This window comes from Nocardia sp. NPDC050378 (assembly GCF_040655675.1).
Classification (GTDB): domain Bacteria; phylum Actinomycetota; class Actinomycetes; order Mycobacteriales; family Mycobacteriaceae; genus Nocardia; species Nocardia coubleae.
In genome coordinates, this window is sequence record NZ_JBFAKI010000014.1 from 22,891 (window position 1) to 40,100 (window position 17,210).

Here is a 17,210-nt window from a genome sequence, read left to right on the forward strand (position 1 = left end):
CACTCCCGCTCTTACGGAGGAAATCGCGATAGCGACCGGATCCACCGACGGCGCGCGAGCCCACGCGCGGGCCCAGGCTGCGGCGGCCACGATCGCCCGCCCGGAGATACCGCCGGGCGTCGAACCGACTCTGGCGCTGCGTATTCCGTCCGGCGGCTATGCGAATGTCGTCCTCGGCCGCGAAACCAGGCTTCGCTTGTCCGACCCCGCCGGGGCAACGTGCGCGCACCTGTTCCTGCTGCGCGCCGAATCGCCCTGGGAGCGCTTGAATGTCGCCGACACCGTGAAGGTCCCGTGGCAGGCGTATTTGAGCGCCGGTCATCCACTGTTGTCGGATCAGGGGCGGGTGTTGGCCACCGTGCTCACCGATACCTCCGGGCACCACGACGCCCTGTGCGGTCCGACCGGCGAAGCCCGCCACCAACTGCACCTGGCCGCGGCCAAGCAGGGGCTCGAGCCGCGCGATGTCGGGCCGTCGATCGCCTTGTTCCGTGGGGTGCGGGTGGGGGCCGACGGCGTCCTCGCGGCGACCGGCAATGGCCCGGCGGGCGGGGCGATCGACCTGTTCGTGCATCTTCCGCTGACCCTGCTGGTCGCCAATGCGGCCCACCCGCTCGACGATCGCCCTACCGGCGACCTCGATCTGATCGCCTGGGCCGCGGACACTTTCGACTCCCCGAACGACGACCCGGAGTACCGACGGGCAGTGGAGAACACCGAGGCCGCGTGGGCGGCCGCACAACACACGGAGGTTCCGGCATGACAACGTCCACCCGCACCGTCGTCCTGGACGAGACTGTTCCGGCGCGGGCGCCGTGGTCGGCGATCGTCCGGGCCGGCGAGCAACTCGAGATCATCGACCTGCACGGCAACCAGGCCGTCGACTGCCTGCTGTACTCGGCTGCCGACCACACCGACCGCTACAGCGCCCAGGCAACCATCGCCGCCCAGCGCAATATCTTCCTCACCACCGGCAGTGTGCTGCGCACCGAACGCGGCACCGCGCTGATGACCGTGGTCGCCGACGAGGTCGGTAACCACGACACCATCGCGGGCGCCTGCTCCCAGGAATCCAACACCCTCCGCTACGGACACCACACCCGCCACCAGCACGCCTGTGTGGAGAACTTCCTCACCGCCGCCCTCGAATGGGGCCTCGGCAAGCGGGATCTGGTGTCCAACATCAACTGGTTCATGAATGTGCCCGTGGAGGCGGACGGCACGCTCGGCATCGTCGACGGACTGTCGGCGCCGGGCAAGAAGGTGACCTTGCGCGCGGAGATCGACACCCTCGTCCTGGTCTCCAACTGCCCGCAGATCAACAACCCGTGCAACGGATTCGATCCCACTCCCGTCCGAATGGTGGTGACCCGATGAGCCGCACCCTCACAGATTCCAGTGTCACCGCGGCCCCGACCGAAGCCCTCTTCCCCACCACGGGTGCCGATGCCATCCAGGTCTCGAAGTCGCCGCCCGCGTCGGACACCGACACCGCAGACCAGGAGCCGTCCGTCCAGCGACGGATCGAGGTCGTCCGGCCCGGAATGCAGACCACCGTGCAGGACTGGCCCGGGCGAATCGGCTACTGGCACATCGGGGTTCCGCCCTCTGGGCCGATGGACGACCTCTCGTTCCGGCTCGGTAACCGGGTGCTCGGCAACGCCGAGGGGGCGGCCGGGCTGGAATGCACGCTCGGCGGGCCCGCGTTGCGGTTCGGTGCGGCGACGTGGGTGTGTGTCACCGGAGCGGTCGCCGAGGTGCGGGTCGACGGTCGTCCGGTCGAGCAATGGCGCACGGTAGAGGTGCCCGCCGGTGGCGTGCTCGACATCGGGGCGATCCGTGGGCCCGGCATGCGCACCTATGTGCTGGTTTCCGGCGGTATCCAGGTCGAGCAGTTCCTCGGTAGCGCGGCGACGTTCACCCTCGGCAAGTTCGGCGGCGGCACCGGCGCTGCCCTGCGCGCCGACGACACTCTCGGGCTGGGCGAGCCGAGAATCCGCCTGGCCGCCGCCGTCCCCATGACCGACATCCCCGCCTTCGGCAAGCGCTGGGAACTGGCCGTCACCGAAGGACCGCACGGCGCACCGGAGTTCTTCACCCGCAGGGACTTCGACACCATTCTCGGCACCGACTACGAGGTACATTTCAACTCCGACCGCACCGGTGTACGCCTGATCGGCCCGAAACCGGAGTGGGCGCGCACCGACGGCGGCGAAGCGGGACTGCACCCGTCGAACATCCACGACAACGCCTACTCGATCGGCGCGCTCGACTTCACCGGTGACACCCCCATCCTCCTCGGCCCCGACGGGCCGAGTCTCGGCGGTTTCGTCTGCCCGGTGACCGTGGTTGCCGCCGACCGATGGAAACTCGGCCAGCTCACTCCGGGCGACACCGTTCGTTTCGTCGCGATCCGATCCGAACATGCCGCTCCCCCACGAGCTTTGGGACCGCAGCGGCGTGCATCGATAGGCACGGTCGTCTCGGCGGGACGCGACGGCGACGACGGCATCCTGCGCCGCACCGAAGCCGACGACGAAACCAGCGTGACCTACCGCCGCCAGGGCGACGACGGTGTCCTCGTCGAATACGGCACCCTCACCCTCGATCTCGGCCTACGGGCCCGCGTACACGCCCTGCACCAGCACCTGATCGCCCTCGGCGCGCGCGGTGTCCTCGAACTCACCCCCGGCATCCGCTCGCTGCAGATCCGCGTCGACCCGGCTCTGCTTCCCATCCCGATGCTCCTCGACCTGCTCACCGAAGCCGAAGCGCAGCTGCCGAACTCGGATCGACTAATCGCCCCCAGCCGCACCGTTCACCTCCCACTCTCCTGGGACGATCCGGCCACCCGCGACGCGATCACCCGCTACATGCACGGCGTCCGCGCCGACGCCCCCTGGTGCCCGTGGAACATCGAGTTCATCCGCCGCATGAACGGACTCGCCTCCGTCGACGACGTGTACCGCACCGTCTTCGACGCCGAATACCTGGTGCTCGGCCTGGGCGACGTCTACCTCGGCGCCCCCGTCGCCACCCCCACCGACCCCCGCCACCGCCTGGTCACCACCAAATACAACCCCGCCCGCACCTGGACCCCCGAAAACGCCGTCGGCATCGGCGGCGCCTACCTGTGCATCTACGGCATGGAGGGCCCCGGCGGCTACCAGTTCGTCGGCCGGACCACCCAGGTCTGGAACCACCGCGCCCACCCGACCACCACCGCGGGCCCCGGTGTGGACCACCTCGCCACCGATGCCGAAACCCCCTGGCTCCTCCGCTACTTCGACCGCATCCGCTGGCACCCCGTCTCCGCCGAAGAACTCCTCGACCTCCGCGCCGACTTCGCCGCGGGCAATGTCGACATCCACACCGAACCAGGCGAATTCCGCCTAGCCGACTACCGCGACTTCCTCACCACCAACGCCGACTCCATCGCCACCTTCCGCACCACCCAGTCCGCAGCCTTCACCACAGAACGCCAATCCTGGCGCACCACAGGGGAACTCTCCGACTGAGCGCGCGGTTCAGAGCCCGTACTTGCGGACGAAATCCTCGGTGACGTCACCGACAGGAAACCCGTGGTCGGTCGCCTTGGTGTCGGTGGCGGTTTCCTCGATCAGCCGATCGGGCTCGGCGGGCAGCTGGCGCCACCGTGCTCGCGGATCGGATTCTTCGGCAGATTTGCTGGTCATCGTCCCTCCCAGGTCCTTACCTTCAGGATAGGCCAGCAGGCTCCGCTGTCGCGGTCGCTGACGGGTTGGTTGCGTCTCGGAGGATGCGGAGGGCGGTGACCAGGCCGTCGAGTTGGGTGGGGGGTGACGCCGGTGACTGGCGACACGGTGGAGGTGGCGCCGTTCGTTCGCTACCGTGGGTGCCTGATTTGTCCGAGGGGAGATCGGGAGCGGACATGACGATGGTCGAGGTCGATTCAGCGCGCCTGCGTTCGGAGATCGCCGCCTTCTACGCCGGATTCGGCGTGCCGAACGCACTGACGGCGGCGTTCGACGCGTCGACGCTGCTGGTGCCCCTGGTCGGGCCCGAAGACCGGGTCTTCACGATGGAGTCCGGCGGGGTTGCGTGGTTGTGCGCATTCACGGGTCTGCCGGAGTACGCGCGGTTCATGAGTGCCCGCGGTGTGGTCGCGGATCAGGAGTACCGGTTCCACACCTTCCTCGGTCGACGTCTGCGTGAGTTCGCCGAGGGGCAGCAGGAGCCGACCGGGGTGGCGGTCGACATGTCGGGTGCGGTGCCGATGGTGTTCCCGCCGGTGGTGGCGGAGGAACCGTCGGCTGATGGTGGGCGTGGTTGATGTCGGATCTGAATGTCGATCCGGCCCTGCTCACCCAGGCCGCGAACGGAATCAACACCATCATCAGCGAGCTCAAAAAACTCGGTATCGAGGAGACCGCTGCGGCCGGGCGCGGGTTCGCGGAGTTGACGATGTCGGCGATGGAGGCAGGTAAGGCGAATGTACAAGCCTCCTTCGAAACGTTCGCCGAACGCTGGTCGTGGGGTGTCCGGGCGTTGGTGCAGTCGGGTAACGCCATCGCCGAGATTCTCGACTTGTCCGCAGGTCGTTACCACCTGATCGACGACCAGGTCTCTACCTCGTTCAAGCAGATGTTCACCCACCTCGCGGGGAATCCGCATCTGAGCAAAGCGGAGATCGAGGCGATGGACTGGGGCGAGGTGTTGTCGAACAATACCTGGAATCTCGCCACCCAAGCCGACTACAGCGCGGATTCTTTCGGCAAAGCGTTCTCGCATATGGGTGACAACGTCTCGACGTTGGGGCAGGTGGGCGAGTACCTGGTGTCCGGTGACACGCCTGATCAGAGCGGTTTGGGCAGCATGTTCCTGCCGGATACCGGTGTCGCGGCCAAGGTCGCAGAAATTCAGCAAGCAAAGCAATCCGCCGGGGGGCAGTAGCTATGGGTATCGGCGATTTCATCAATGATCTCGGTGACTCCATCGAAGAGGGTCTCGAGTCCGCGACCGAAAAGGTCGGTCAGGCCTACAACTCTGCGTTGGACACGTGGTCGGGCGCGGCGAAAGCGGTTGGTGCGGACGGGTTGTCGGAGTGGCTCGACGACGCGGGCGACAAGATCGTCGACGCCACCGGCGGCGCGGTGCCGGAGAAGGAGCTCGGCGAAACCACCGATCCGAAAGAGCTGATCCGCGGTGAGCCGGCCAAGATCCGAGAGGTTGCCGAACAACTCGGTCAGATCGGTACGGCGATTGACCAAACCGGTGACGCTCTCCGAAAGATCGATGTCTCCGACTGGACCGGTGACGCATCCACGGCATTCCACGAGGAATTCGCCAAGCAGCCGAAGCTGTGGTGGGACGGCGCAGATGCGATGGGCAAGGCCAAGGGCGCCCTGGAAGCCTGGGTGCACGAGGTCGAGGCCGCGCAAACCAAGGCCGCCGAGGCGATCGCGAAATGGCAAGCCGCCGACAACGAGGAACGCGATCGGAAAAACGAGTGGAACGCCAAGTCCGACGAGGATCGCAAGGACAAGAGCCTGACCGACACATGGACCGCCATGCGCGACGAGGCCCGATCCATTCTCAACGGTGCTCGGACACAACGGGACAATGCGGCGAACACGGCCGTCACGGCAATCACCGCCGCCACGGAGACCGCGCCGCAAGAGCCGCCTTTCCTGTCCCGTTGGGGAAGCAATTTCGAAGACCTCGGCGCGATGATGGAGCACGCTCAGGCAAATATCACGACCGGGCTGCTGACCTCGCTGACCGGCCTGGTGCAATTCGTACGGTCGGTCAATCCATTGGATCTGTACAACGCGACGCACCCCGCGGAGTACATGTCGAAGATGTCGGACATGAGCACGGGGATGATCCTCGCGGCCGCAGACCCGAAAGCGACTGCCTCGGCAATGCTCGCCGGGTTCAAGGCGAATCCGACCGAGGCATTGGGAGCCCTCACCGGCGATGCCCTGACGACCCTCGCGACGGGTGGCGCCGGTGGCGCCGCGAAGCTGACTGCCAGCACCGTGAATCGGGTCACCGATGTGGCTGATGCGGGCAACACCGCCCGCAATGTCCTCGACAACGCCGCCGGTGCAGGCGGGCGAAACGCGCCCGAGGCGCCATCCGCGCCTGCCCAGTCGGTTGCCGATCCCCCGGACAATCCCTCCGCACCGGCAACTAACCCCGCGGCCACTGTCGGCGATCCACCGGCAGCCAACCCGCCCGCCACGCCCGAAGCTCCCGCCGCGAACCCGGCGAACACGTCTCCTGACGCGCCACCGACCAACCCAGCCGCGCAAGCGGGCGACCCGGCCCCCACCAACCCCGACGCGCAATCGGGCGAGCCTGCTGTTGTGAACCCCGCTGAAAAACCGGGCGACGGCACGAACACCGCTGACAACCCGTCGACCCTCACCAGCGATTCCACACCCGACAACAATGGTCCCGAGAACGGGAAGCCGGAACCACCCGCCGCTGCGACACCGGACAACGATGCGCCCAATGAACCGGCACCGAACCCGAACAACGCTGACGAGCCGCCTGCCGGCCAACCGAAGCCGGATACAGACGAGTCGTCCCAGAGCGGCGACGACACCACGCCGGACGGAAATGACAACACTCCTCCCAAACAAGAGGGGGCACCCTCCCCCGATGCCGACGATCCCGCTACCGTCAATGACGGCGACCCGTCCCACAGCACCGAACCGGGTGGTCAAGATGGCTCGAACAACAACGGTGATCCTCACGTTCGTTCCGAGGTAGACGCCGGTGGCGACGGCAAACCCAGTGTGGGCGAAGAGGCGGGCGACGGCGGTCCCGCCAGTAACAGCACGCGCGACCAGACCTCAGAAGGCGGCGATCCGGTCAACTTGGCCACCGGCGAATTCCTCCTTCCGCTCACCGATCTCGATCTGCCCGGCGTCCTTCGGTTGGTGCTGAAACGCGCCCACCATTCCAACTACCGGTTCGGCCGCTGGTTCGGCCCTTCCTGGTCGGCGACGTTGGACATGCGTGTCGTCGTCGAAGACGAGTGCGTCACGGTCGTTTTCGATGACGGCATGCTTCTGCCTTATCCGCATGCCGAGGTCGGTGTCGGTGTCGAGCCGATCACCGGTGGTCAGCGCTGGAAACTCACTCGCACCGAGACGGGTGGATACCGTCTATGGGACCCCGACCGCGAGTTGGTGTGGCACTTCGCACCCGAACCCGTGCTCGGCGGTATCGATACTCTTCTCGGCAATTTCGCGATCTCTGCGATAACCGACCGCCACCAGAATCGAATCAGGTTCCACTACAACAGCAATGGTGATCCGGTAGAGGTCACCCATTCCGGTGGCTACCGAGTTCTTCTTGATACCCACAACGGTCGCGTCACCACAATCTCTATGGCAGACGAAGAAGCTGACACCGTTGTGCCGGTGCGTGAATTCGGCTACGAGAACGGCGAATTAACCTCGGAGGTCAACGGAGTCGGTGGAATCACCCGCTTCGCCTACGACGAACACCACCGGATGCTGTCCTGGACGGATTCCAACGGCAGCTGGGTGGTCAACATTTACGACGAAGCAGGCCGCGTCATCACGCAGCGCGGCGCCGACGGTGTGTTCAACGCGGATTACGAATACCTCGAGCTCGGCGGCGGTACGGGTCGTCTCACGCGGCTCACCGACTCCCGCGGCGGCGTCACAGGCTACGGATTCGACAACGACTTACGGCTGCGCGACTTCCGCGCCGCCGACGGCGGCCGCCGTCACATCGACTACAACACCGCGCGCAAACCGCTGAAGGTCACCGAGCCGGACGGCGCGATCACCCGCTACGAATACACCGCCGACGGCGACGTAGCCAAGATCATCCGCCCCGACGGCACCGCCATCGCCGTCGAGTACGCCTACACCAACCGCCCCACCACCATCACCCACCCCGACGGCACGACCGTGCATCGCGAGTGGGACAAAGCAGGCAACCTCGTCGCCGTCGTCGACCAGGCCGGTGCCCGCACCGAATTCACCCACCACCCCTGCGGATCCGTAGCCGAAGTGCGCGACCCGGACGGTGCCGTCACCCGGATCGACGTCGACGCGGCAGGTCTGCCGGTCACCATTACCGATCCCTACGGCGCGACTACCGAAATCCGCCGCGACCCCTTCGGCCGTCCCGTCGAGGTCACCGACCCACTAGGCCAGACGACCCGCTACGAGTGGACGCCCTCAGGTCGCCCCGCCCGGCGGATCGACCCCGACGGCTTCGCCGAAACCTGGACCTACGACGGCGAGAACAACCTCCTCACCCACACCGACCGCAACGGCGGCGTCACCCGCTACACCTACGGCGGCTTCGACAAAGTCTCCACCCGCACCGACCCTGACGGCTCGACCACCCGCTACCTCTACAACACCGAACGCCAACTCATCGCCGTCATCAACCCACTCGGCCAACGCTGGACCTACGAATACGACCTCGCGGGCCGGCTCATCGCCGAAACCGACTACACCGGCGCCACCACCACCTACACCCACACCATCACCGGCCGCGTCGCGACGGTCACGCCCGCCACCGGCATCACCCGCCACCACCGCTACGACATCCTCGGCAATCTGACGTCCATCACCGCCGACACCGGCGAATACCTCTCCTACACCCACGACCCCGCGGGCCGCGTCCTCACCGCCGTCAACGGCCCCGACGAAACCATCACCCACACCCTGCGATTCACCTACACCCCCACCGGCCAAGTCGCCACCCAACAACTCGACGACCAATCGCCCCTGGTCAACGACTACGACCACCGCGGCCGCCGCATCCGCCGCACCACCCCCACCGGCTCCGTCACCACCTGGCGCCACAACACCCTCGGCCAGGTCACCACCCTCCACGCCGACGACACCGAGATCTCGTTCAACCACGACCCTGCAGGCCGCCTCACCGGCTGGCGCGTCGGTGAAGTCCAAATCGACCGAACCTTCACACCCATCGGCAACATCGCCACCCAACAAGTCACCGGCTTCCCCGCCCAAGAATTCACCCTCGACCTCGGCGACTTCGGCCCCTCGACCACAAACCGCCCCGCCCCCTTCACCATCCGCCGCGACGACTACACCTACCGCCCCGACGGCTACCTCACCCACCACACCACCACCCGCCCCAACCAAACCCCCACCCACGCCACCTACACCCTCGACCCCATCGGCCGAGTCAACACCATCACCCGCAACAACACCCTCACAGAAGCCTACGAATACGACCCCCTCTCCAACATCACCGCCAGCCTCCCCACCCCTTCACCCGACCCCGCCGAACCAACCGCCCCCCAGCGACTGGAAGGCCGCGAATACCACAACAACCTCCTCATCCGAGACGGCCGCAACCACTACTACTACGACCCCGCCGGCCGCCTCATCCGCAAAGTCACCACCCGAATCTCCCGAAAACCCGCCGTCTGGCACTACCGCTACAACGCCTTCGACCAGTTGACCGATGTCTTTACACCGGAGCAGCGGTGGTGGCGGTATAGCTACGACGCACTTGGACGCCGCACGACCAAAGGTTTCTGGAGCCATCCGACACAGGCACCCCAGGAACTAGCCACATATACATATGACGCAAGTAATTTGATCGAGCAGAATACCACCGATGCTACAGTACGGTGGAACTACCTGCCTCGAGCAAGCACGCCGCTGACACAATCCACCGACTCCGCTGATGCAAGCGCCTACACAGTACTGCTTTGTGACATCTCGGGCATGCCGACTGAAATCGTCGAGCTATCGACAGCCCGATCGCTATCATTTGCGTTTCATGGACTTTGGGGAAATTGCACCTGGTTCGGCACCCAAAGCACTCCTCTTCGTTATCCTGGACAATACGCAGATGCAGAATCCGGCCTGCACTATAACTACTATCGGACATACGACCCGGAGACCGGGCGATATCTCAGCATCGATCCTCTTGGGCTGTTTCCATCTTCCAATCCGCACGCCTATCCTCGAAATCCAACGGTCTGGTCCGACCCGCTCGGACTCCAACCCGACTACATCGCCCGCGGTGACCATGCCAACCCTTTCCCAGATAGAGAATCTGCCGAAAGGGCAGCTTTCGAACTCGCAGGTGTGCCATACGACACTACCCCCGACTTCGAATGGTCAGTCAACGGCGATGTCGCCAGTCGCGGTATGCCAGGGAACATATACTCATCAGACCCGTCCCACTGGGGCACATTCCGGCAGTTCGAGATCGATGGCATGGGTTCCAGAGTGGTTGTAGAGCATACCCACGACCCCAAAGGCCCACATTTCCACGCAGGAATGCCCAAAGGTGATCCCGACAGGAATTTCGTCAACTTCGGTTGGGACATCAGCATCAACGCAGATCCGCTGGAAAGATATGGCAAAATAGACAAGCCGCGCGGCGATCACCACTTCTTCTACGAATAGCGAGGTTCTTGTGGACGACACAAATACAGTCCTCGATCAGCTCCGATCGGCGGGATTCGAAATTCTGTCATACGAGCCTCAACCATCGGGGCCGACGATATCTACTACGTGGCGCATTATCGCGAGGGCAGACACAGTGCCGTACGCCGAGATCTCCTATTCCGAGCCTGGAACAGCACTTACCGACCGTTGGCTACTCGCCGTCCAGGAGGAACATATAGTTTCCGACTCTGGCACACTACTGCTGGCGGCGCCAGACACCCCCCGAACTGCAGACTTCCGCTGGTTCTCAGCGAAGCTGACCGAACGCGTAGATGTATCTAAACTAGTAAACTCGGTTGGAAGCGTAGAATTTGCTGCTCGCTCTGAAGACGGACGCTTTTACTGCGGTGTGACAAGCGAGGAGAACGGTCATTGGATAGTCGCGGGCACCTACCCGCTCGACCAACCTCCACGCTGGATAGAACTTATTGAATGGCCATCTAAACATACGGCGACCTTTGCGGCGATCCTGCAAATTTTCCAATCGGTCGACGACGTTCCTCGATTGAAGATCGCGCTCATGAAAGTCTTGCATGAAGTCTATTTGCTACCCATAGGCAAAGCCAAGAAGTTGGCCGAGGCGTTGGATGAGGGCCTTCATCCTCTTATCCCCGAAGATCAGCTAGAGCTACTGTGGCGGTGCAGTCTCCACCCTACATAGATCATTTCTCGACAGTCGTTGTGGGCAGCGACGGGGCATGGCGATCCCACCCGGCTGCCTGCATGGACTCTATAATGCTCCTGGAGCGACTTTCAGGCATGCAGAGTTCGTATGAGGAGGTGCAATCATCTACGGAATGGCGTAATTAAGTTCAACGATGACTGGAGAATACGTCGCGCGGCAGATTGCGCGACAGAGCCTGAAAGACTCCCCATTCTCGCCGATCATATCTACACGAATTCATCAGGCGATAGGCGGGCATGGCATATAGCGCAACACTTGAGGTTGTCGAGATTGTCCCTCGCGAAAACTCAGCAACAGAGTGTATCGTTCGCTGCTTAAGCGGGACGGTTGAACCGGGCGACCATGTGGTCCGCATCGAAGGCCTGATACAACGGTGCCCACTGAAATGGTGGTCTTGCGCATCCTTCGATATGGTCGCGAGTGCGATCTTCTCGACGCGCCGCACAACGCTCTCGTACGCCTGTCCGGAACTGCGCCCGAGGAGCTCCTTCAGCGCTGCGGCTGATTCTCTCACGGTAACCGTCGGAATTGGGTGGACCGTGCTGCCGAGTCCACCCGCAATCTTGCTCCGCACAGAATTCGACTGTCGCCTACAACTGATGTCTGCACATCGCCGGTGGAAGCTGCGCCGCACGATACGGACGGACTCTGGAACGAAGTGCGGCGCGCAGGGCGAGTAACCCGCCGCCTTCACTGTCACTACCCGAGGGCAGTTGCGGAACAACCACGATTGCAACGGTGGATTGCCTCGCCGAGGCGATCGAGCTGTCGCTCAATCATCGGTGCATTCATCGTCGACGCCGCTCCTGCGTTCGGCGGGACATCACTCCTCGATGGCGGTTGCCGACGGGTTGGTTGCGTCGCGGAGGATGCGGAGGGCGGTGACCAGGTCGTCGAGTTGGGTGGGGGTTAGTACGTCGATGAGCCAGGTGTCGAGGGCTGAGAGATAGTCGGGGAGGACTTCTTCGAGGCGGTGGAGGCCGGTGGGGGTGAGGGATGCGTAGGCGATGCGGCGGTCGGTGGGGTCTAGTTGGCGTTCGACGAGGTCGGATTTGGTCAGGCGGTCGACCAGGCGGGTGACTCCGCTGGTGGAGAGTTCGGTTTGGGCTGCCAGGTCGGACATGCGTAGGCGGCGGTTGGGGGATCGGCTCAGGCGGAGCAGGGCGTTGAGGTCGAGGCCGGACAGGCCGTGGGCGTGCCAGGTGGGTTCGAGCTTCGCGATGAGTCCGCTGTGCGCCTCGAAGAGCAGGCCGGAGATGGTCAGCCGGGGGTCGTCGAACAGTTCGGGCATGTGAAGCACTCTAGTAGATGGTTGCTGCGAGGATAGTTGACACGAGGAATATCTCCGAGTAGACCTATGCGTACGCAATATTCCGCGCAGCAAGTATCGGAGTGGTCATGCAGTACAACTGGGTCGCCGGGTTCCGGAACGGTGTCATCAGCCCCGATGAGCAGATCAAGCTCGCCGAATCACGCGAGTTCGCGGACGAGACTGTGCGCCATGTCCTCCACATGGCGGGCGGCGGTACGGCGGTCAGGGTGCGACTGACCAACCGCTACGGCGCGACGCCTCTGCACATCGACGCCGCTCGGGTGGCGCTGCGCAAGGCCGGTTCGGTGATCGACTCCGACGCCGATCACGAGATTCGCTTCGGTGGTGATCCGCGCGCGGTCATCGAGCCGGGTGCGGATCTCGTGAGCGATCCCATCGACCTCCCGGTCGCCGCTGGTCAAGACCTGTTGCTCAGCCTGTACCTGCCTGAATCGACGGGGTTGGCGACGTTTGCCCATCAACCGGGCGAGATCTCCTATCTCGTCACCGGCGACCGGACCGCTGACGTGGAACTCCCCGATGCGCAGGAAGTCCCGTTCCGGTTCTTCGTCACCGGCGTGGACGTTCTCGTCGTCACCCCGCCGCCGCCGATCGCGGTGGCGTTCGGCGACTCCTGGTTCGAAGGGGTCGGCTCTACAGTGAGCGCCAACCGTCGCTCCGTCGATGTCCTCAACGACCGACTCACTCATGGATGGGTGGTCAACAACGGCATCGCGGGCAACCGGCTCACTGCTACCGAGATCGGTGAATCCGGTATCGCACGTTTCGATTCCGATGCCCTCACAGTTCCCGGTGTCACCGACATCCTCGTGAATTTCGGCATCAACGACCTGATTCTCGGTGCGATGGGCGGGCAACCCTCGGCGACCGCCGACGAACTGATCGCCGGCTTCACCGATCTGGCGAACCGCGCGCACGCCGCAGGACTACGCATCCACGTCGCGACCATCGGCCCCTACGCCGGTTGCGTCTACCCCGGGATGCCACTCGTGGAGACTCAGCCCACCCGGCACACGGTCAACGAATGGTTGCGCCGCACAGACATTTTCGACTCCGTCTTCGATGTCGACCGTGCGGTGGCCGACCCCGCGCGCCCCGACTTCATCCGTCCCGAATTCGACAGCGGCGACGGTATGCACCTCAACGACGCGGGTGCCGCGGCGATGGCCCACACGGTCGACCTTGCCGCGCTCTTCGGCGCGGACTAGGACCCGCTCACCGGCACGGCAGGTTTATGGCCAGGTCCGGCGGATGCCCTGCGCTGTCACGGCGTAGGCCGCTGGGCCACCGCGCTCGACGGCGTGATGGATCGCTGCTCGAGCATTGTGCACCCGCTCGATCATCGCGCTGATCGTCAGTTGCTGGTTGTCCAGGTAGAACATCACCGCAGCGTGCTTTCCGAGCGGGGCGCGCTCGACGGCGCGACCTTTGATTCTTCCGTCCTTGCAGAGCGGAACCCAGCCCCGAGTCAGGCCGAACTCGATCCAGGTCTCGTCTGTCGTCTCCTGAGCATCATTGGGGAAGTGGTCGACGATCCGGTGGATGTGCCACCCCAGTTCGATCAGGCCTGCCGCAACCCCCTTGCCGAGTCCCCGATCCAGGAAGAATTCAGGCGGCTGCTGGTAGCTCGGCTCGGACGATGGATTGGACTTCTTGTTCGTCGAGCTCGTATTCCCCCGCGACGACATTGATGGGCTCTCCGGCCTTGAAGAGGTCGATGATTGCGCTGACCGGGACTTTTGTCCGTTCGAGAACCGGGCTACCCCAGTTGAACTGTGGATCTATAACTACGGGCGCGGCCGCGGGAAAGCGCGGTAGATGCAGGCGGGTGGCGTACCCGGCCTCGCCCCAGTCGATGTAGCGCAGATAGTCGCTGATGAACTCGCGCACCGGTATCTGCCGATCGTGCACGCGGGCGAACTCGCCGTCGCTGTATTCGACGAAAAGGTCGATACCGTCGGTGGCGATCCGCTTACTCGCCAGGGCGTACTCGGTGTCGAACTCTGCTCGCAGCGCCGACACCGCGGCCTGGATCCGAGGCGTGCTGAACCGCAATTCGGTCCGTAGTGCCCGCAGCACGTAGGCCTCGACCATCGCTATGAACGGCACGCTCGCTCGACCACGTCGTTCAGGCTGTACCCGGTGGACCAGAGGGTGGCCATCGGCGTCCTTCGAGAGCCACGAGTAGACGGTGCTCTTCGGGATCACCAGCTGGCGCGCCACATCAGCCGGGGTGAACAGCGCATCGGTGAACACATCGACCATCGGCACACCTCCTCGACCTCATCCGAGTATGTCACTACGACGATTGATAGCAGATGATCCGTCGACACGCTCAGACGAGCGCGCCGATCGACGGTGAGGACACACCGCCGTGGTCATCGGACAGGCAACGCGGTCAGCAATGTCTTCCCAGATGCGTGCCCTTCGGCGAAAAGGCCGATCGCGGCCGCGGCCTCCGAGAGAGGTAGGTGGCGCTGAATCACGGGTCGCAGGGATCCGGTGGTCGCTAGTTCGGCAAGGTACTGCAGGTCCGCTGTCACGGGGCGCATGAGGAGTGGTTTGAGGGTTTGGCGGGTGAAAAGGTTGGTGAGGAGGACTGAGCCCAACCAGCGGATAGGGCCCAGCCAGTTGCCCCCCGGTGCGCCTGCGGAGGAGATGAAGACTCCTTCGGGGGTGAGGGCGCGGCGGTGGTCGCGGAGTTTTCGGTTGCCTGCCAGGTCGAAGATGATGTCGTAGGTTTCGTTGCGGGCAGCGAAATCGGTTGTGGTGTAGTCGATGACGGTGTCGGCGCCGATTTCGCGGACCATGTCGAGGTGGCGGGTGCTGCATACGGCGGTGACGTGGGCGCCGAAGGCTTTCGCTATCTGCACCGCGAAGGTTCCCACCCCGCCCGACGCGCCGTTGACGAGCACTCGGTGCCCGGGCGCGAGCTTGCCTATGTCTCGTAAGCCCTGGAGGGCGGTCATGCCCGAATCCGGCATGGCAGCGGCTGTTTCCATGTCCAGGCCGTCGGGCACGAGGGCGAACCATTTCACGTCGGCGCGGACGAACTCGGCGAACGCCCCGCTGGGTACTTCACCGAAAACCCGGTCTCCGACCTGGAATTCACCGACCTCGGCACCGACAGCAACCACCTCACCGGCGAGATTCTGGCCGATCATTCGATTCTTCGGCCTGCGCAACCCGAAGCCCAAACGGAGCAGATACGGTGTGCCACTGAGTAAATGCAGGTCACCGCTGCACAGCGATGCCGCGTGCACACGGACGACCACGTCCCGTTCACCGGGCTCCGGCCGAGGCACGATTTCCGTGCGCAGCACTTCCCCACCCCCGTAGCGCGGCGCCACCCATGCCGTCATCCGTTCGGTATCCACATCGGTCATGAGCGACCCCTCCTTCGCACTTACAGCGTAAGTCGCTGGCCTCAGACGCTACGCTTACGCCGTAAGTAGGTCAAGGAGGAAACATGCCGCCACGTACCCCGTTGAGCAGGGAACGCATCCTGCGGGCAGCGATCGCCCTGGCCGACGCGGAGAGCCTCGACGCGCTGTCGATGCGCAAGCTCGCCAAGGCTCTCGGCGTCGAAGCCATGTCGCTGTACAACCATGTCGCCCACAAGGAGGACATCCTCGACGGGCTCATCGACCTGGTGGTCGAGGAGATCTACGTGCCCGAGGCGGGTGGCGACTGGCAGGAAGAATTACGCCGCCGCGCGATTTCGGCCCATGAGGTCCTGCTCCGGCACCGATGGGCCACCGGCCTGCTGGGCTCCCGGGTGAATGTCGGTCCCGCGATGCTGCGCTATGTCGAAGCCACCCTGGCCTGCCTGATCGCCGCGGGCTTCACCTACGAACAAGCCGACCGGGCCTGGAACGCCCTCGACAGCCACATCTACGGCTTCACTCTCCAAGCCATCAATTTCCCCCTCGACCCCTCCGAATACGCCTCGTCCGCAGAGGAATTCCTTCCGCTCATCCCCACTGAAACGCATCCACACATGCATGATCTCGCCTCCCTCGTCATCGACGGAAAGCATTCGGGTACAGCTGATTTCACCTTCGGTTTGAATCTGCTGATCGAAGGGCTCGCCGGCCTGCTCCGTCGCTGACAACCCGGATCGAATTCCCGGGTGGCAGCGGTTTCTGGCGCACGAGCCGCATTTCGGCCGGACCCGTAGGACTACTCTCCAAGCGATGAAGACCATCACGGTGCGGCGCGAGATCGAAGCCCCTGTTCAGCGCGTGTGGGATGTGCTGACCGACCTGGACAACGCCCCAGCCAACCTGACGGGAATCGTCCAGGTGGAGCGAGTGGCCGGCGATACGTATGCGGTCGGCACTCGATGGCGGGAAACGCGAAAAGTGTTCGGTAAGGAGGCGACCGAAGAGATGACGGTTGCCGAGGTCGAACCCCTCCAACGCACGGTGATCCTCGCGGAATCCGGTGGTATGCGGTACCGCAGCGAGTTCACGCTCGCCCCGACCCCCACCGGCACCGCCCTGACGATGACTTTCGGCGGAGATTCGGACGCCACAGGGTTGCGCGCGCTGCTCGAAAAGATGATGTCCCTGGTGGGAATCACGATCACACGCAGGATGATGACCGCCGATCTCACGGATATCGCCAGGGCCGCGGAAGGCCGCTGACGGCGCGGCAACATCGCGCCGCTCGCCGTCGTCGGCCGGCCGGCACAGGGCCGGCCGGCCGACGCGCTCGA

General features: G+C 64.3%; 15 protein-coding genes. 10 read left to right on the top strand and 5 right to left on the bottom strand.

The annotated features are described in order from the left end of the window. Positions 1–28: 28 nt before the first annotated feature. Genes AB0I35_RS25220 through AB0I35_RS25230 form a run of 3 tightly spaced genes read left to right on the top strand, consistent with a single transcriptional unit; the run spans position 29 to position 3,518 of the window. A complete protein-coding gene (locus tag AB0I35_RS25220) occupies positions 29–763 on the top strand; it encodes a DUF1989 domain-containing protein (protein ID WP_357398812.1) in 735 nt (244 codons plus the stop codon). Continuing rightward, a complete protein-coding gene (locus AB0I35_RS25225) occupies positions 760–1,377 on the top strand; it encodes an urea amidolyase associated protein UAAP2 (RefSeq protein WP_067485316.1) in 618 nt (205 codons plus the stop codon). The genes AB0I35_RS25220 and AB0I35_RS25225 overlap by 4 nt, the downstream gene beginning before the upstream one ends. Next, positions 1,374–3,518 carry a 5-oxoprolinase/urea amidolyase family protein gene (locus AB0I35_RS25230; protein WP_357398753.1) on the top strand — a complete coding sequence of 715 codons (2,145 nt, stop codon included), beginning with the start codon at positions 1,374–1,376 and terminating at the stop codon, positions 3,516–3,518. The genes AB0I35_RS25225 and AB0I35_RS25230 overlap by 4 nt, the downstream gene beginning before the upstream one ends. A 9-nt stretch (positions 3,519–3,527) precedes the next feature. Here the strand turns inward: AB0I35_RS25230 and AB0I35_RS25235 are convergent, their stop codons facing one another. Then, positions 3,528–3,695 carry a hypothetical protein gene (locus AB0I35_RS25235; protein ID WP_357398754.1) on the bottom strand — a complete coding sequence of 56 codons (168 nt, stop codon included), beginning with the start codon at positions 3,693–3,695 and terminating at the stop codon, positions 3,528–3,530. A 215-nt stretch (positions 3,696–3,910) separates the two neighbouring features. Between AB0I35_RS25235 and AB0I35_RS25240 the strand changes: the two genes are divergently transcribed. The 4 genes from AB0I35_RS25240 to AB0I35_RS25255 all read left to right on the top strand — a co-directional run bounded on the left by AB0I35_RS25240 (position 3,911) and on the right by AB0I35_RS25255 (position 11,133). Next, positions 3,911–4,312, top strand: coding sequence for a hypothetical protein (locus tag AB0I35_RS25240; protein WP_357398756.1), 402 nt, complete (start codon positions 3,911–3,913; stop codon positions 4,310–4,312). Further along, entirely contained in the window at positions 4,312–4,932 is a 621-nt protein-coding gene (locus AB0I35_RS25245; RefSeq protein ID WP_357398814.1) for a hypothetical protein, read from the top strand. The genes AB0I35_RS25240 and AB0I35_RS25245 overlap by 1 nt, the downstream gene beginning before the upstream one ends. 2 nt (positions 4,933–4,934) lie before the next feature. Further along, on the top strand, positions 4,935–10,430 hold the full coding sequence (locus tag AB0I35_RS25250) for a putative T7SS-secreted protein (protein ID WP_357398757.1): 5,496 nt from the start codon (positions 4,935–4,937) through the stop codon (positions 10,428–10,430). A gap of 136 nt (positions 10,431–10,566) precedes the next feature. Beyond that, a complete protein-coding gene (locus tag AB0I35_RS25255) occupies positions 10,567–11,133 on the top strand; it encodes a hypothetical protein (RefSeq protein WP_357398758.1) in 567 nt (188 codons plus the stop codon). An 847-nt stretch (positions 11,134–11,980) separates the two neighbouring features. Here the strand turns inward: AB0I35_RS25255 and AB0I35_RS25260 are convergent. Then, complete coding sequence (locus AB0I35_RS25260) at positions 11,981–12,448, bottom strand: MarR family transcriptional regulator (RefSeq protein WP_357398759.1); 468 nt, start codon at positions 12,446–12,448, stop codon at positions 11,981–11,983. A 107-nt stretch (positions 12,449–12,555) separates the two neighbouring features. Between AB0I35_RS25260 and AB0I35_RS25265 the strand changes: the two genes are divergently transcribed. After that, positions 12,556–13,698 carry a GDSL-type esterase/lipase family protein gene (locus AB0I35_RS25265; RefSeq protein WP_357398761.1) on the top strand — a complete coding sequence of 381 codons (1,143 nt, stop codon included), beginning with the start codon at positions 12,556–12,558 and terminating at the stop codon, positions 13,696–13,698. Positions 13,699–13,722: 24 nt separating this feature from the next. On the opposite strand, the gene AB0I35_RS25270 is transcribed toward AB0I35_RS25265, so the two are convergent. The 3 genes from AB0I35_RS25270 to AB0I35_RS25280 all read right to left on the bottom strand — a co-directional run bounded on the left by AB0I35_RS25270 (position 13,723) and on the right by AB0I35_RS25280 (position 15,876). After that, a complete protein-coding gene (locus tag AB0I35_RS25270; protein ID WP_357398762.1) occupies positions 13,723–14,178 on the bottom strand; it encodes a hypothetical protein in 456 nt (151 codons plus the stop codon). Beyond that, a complete protein-coding gene (locus tag AB0I35_RS25275) occupies positions 14,099–14,755 on the bottom strand; it encodes a DUF433 domain-containing protein (protein ID WP_357398764.1) in 657 nt (218 codons plus the stop codon). The genes AB0I35_RS25270 and AB0I35_RS25275 overlap by 80 nt, the downstream gene beginning before the upstream one ends. Positions 14,756–14,868: 113 nt before the next feature. Continuing rightward, positions 14,869–15,876 (bottom strand): NAD(P)-dependent alcohol dehydrogenase, encoded by a 1,008-nt coding sequence (locus AB0I35_RS25280; RefSeq protein WP_357398766.1) that lies wholly within the window; start codon positions 15,874–15,876, stop codon positions 14,869–14,871. An 83-nt stretch (positions 15,877–15,959) separates the two neighbouring features. Between AB0I35_RS25280 and AB0I35_RS25285 the strand changes: the two genes are divergently transcribed. Then, positions 15,960–16,601 (top strand): TetR/AcrR family transcriptional regulator C-terminal domain-containing protein, encoded by a 642-nt coding sequence (locus tag AB0I35_RS25285; protein ID WP_357398767.1) that lies wholly within the window; start codon positions 15,960–15,962, stop codon positions 16,599–16,601. An 85-nt stretch (positions 16,602–16,686) separates the two neighbouring features. Next, a complete protein-coding gene (locus AB0I35_RS25290; RefSeq protein ID WP_357398768.1) occupies positions 16,687–17,139 on the top strand; it encodes an SRPBCC family protein in 453 nt (150 codons plus the stop codon). The last annotated feature ends 71 nt before the right edge of the window (positions 17,140–17,210 follow it).

Coding starts and splice junctions, on each gene's coding strand:
- AB0I35_RS25270 (WP_357398762.1), bottom strand. CDS start 14,178: ATGTCGTCGCGGGGGAATACGAGCTCGACGAACAAGAAGTCCAATCCA.
- AB0I35_RS25245 (WP_357398814.1), top strand. CDS start 4,312: ATGTCGGATCTGAATGTCGATCCGGCCCTGCTCACCCAGGCCGCGAAC.
- AB0I35_RS25265 (WP_357398761.1), top strand. CDS start 12,556: ATGCAGTACAACTGGGTCGCCGGGTTCCGGAACGGTGTCATCAGCCCC.
- AB0I35_RS25275 (WP_357398764.1), bottom strand. CDS start 14,755: ATGGTCGATGTGTTCACCGATGCGCTGTTCACCCCGGCTGATGTGGCG.
- AB0I35_RS25250 (WP_357398757.1), top strand. CDS start 4,935: ATGGGTATCGGCGATTTCATCAATGATCTCGGTGACTCCATCGAAGAG.
- AB0I35_RS25290 (WP_357398768.1), top strand. CDS start 16,687: ATGAAGACCATCACGGTGCGGCGCGAGATCGAAGCCCCTGTTCAGCGC.
- AB0I35_RS25240 (WP_357398756.1), top strand. CDS start 3,911: ATGACGATGGTCGAGGTCGATTCAGCGCGCCTGCGTTCGGAGATCGCC.
- AB0I35_RS25235 (WP_357398754.1), bottom strand. CDS start 3,695: ATGACCAGCAAATCTGCCGAAGAATCCGATCCGCGAGCACGGTGGCGC.
- AB0I35_RS25260 (WP_357398759.1), bottom strand. CDS start 12,448: ATGCCCGAACTGTTCGACGACCCCCGGCTGACCATCTCCGGCCTGCTC.
- AB0I35_RS25230 (WP_357398753.1), top strand. CDS start 1,374: ATGAGCCGCACCCTCACAGATTCCAGTGTCACCGCGGCCCCGACCGAA.
- AB0I35_RS25285 (WP_357398767.1), top strand. CDS start 15,960: ATGCCGCCACGTACCCCGTTGAGCAGGGAACGCATCCTGCGGGCAGCG.
- AB0I35_RS25280 (WP_357398766.1), bottom strand. CDS start 15,876: ATGACCGATGTGGATACCGAACGGATGACGGCATGGGTGGCGCCGCGC.
- AB0I35_RS25225 (WP_067485316.1), top strand. CDS start 760: ATGACAACGTCCACCCGCACCGTCGTCCTGGACGAGACTGTTCCGGCG.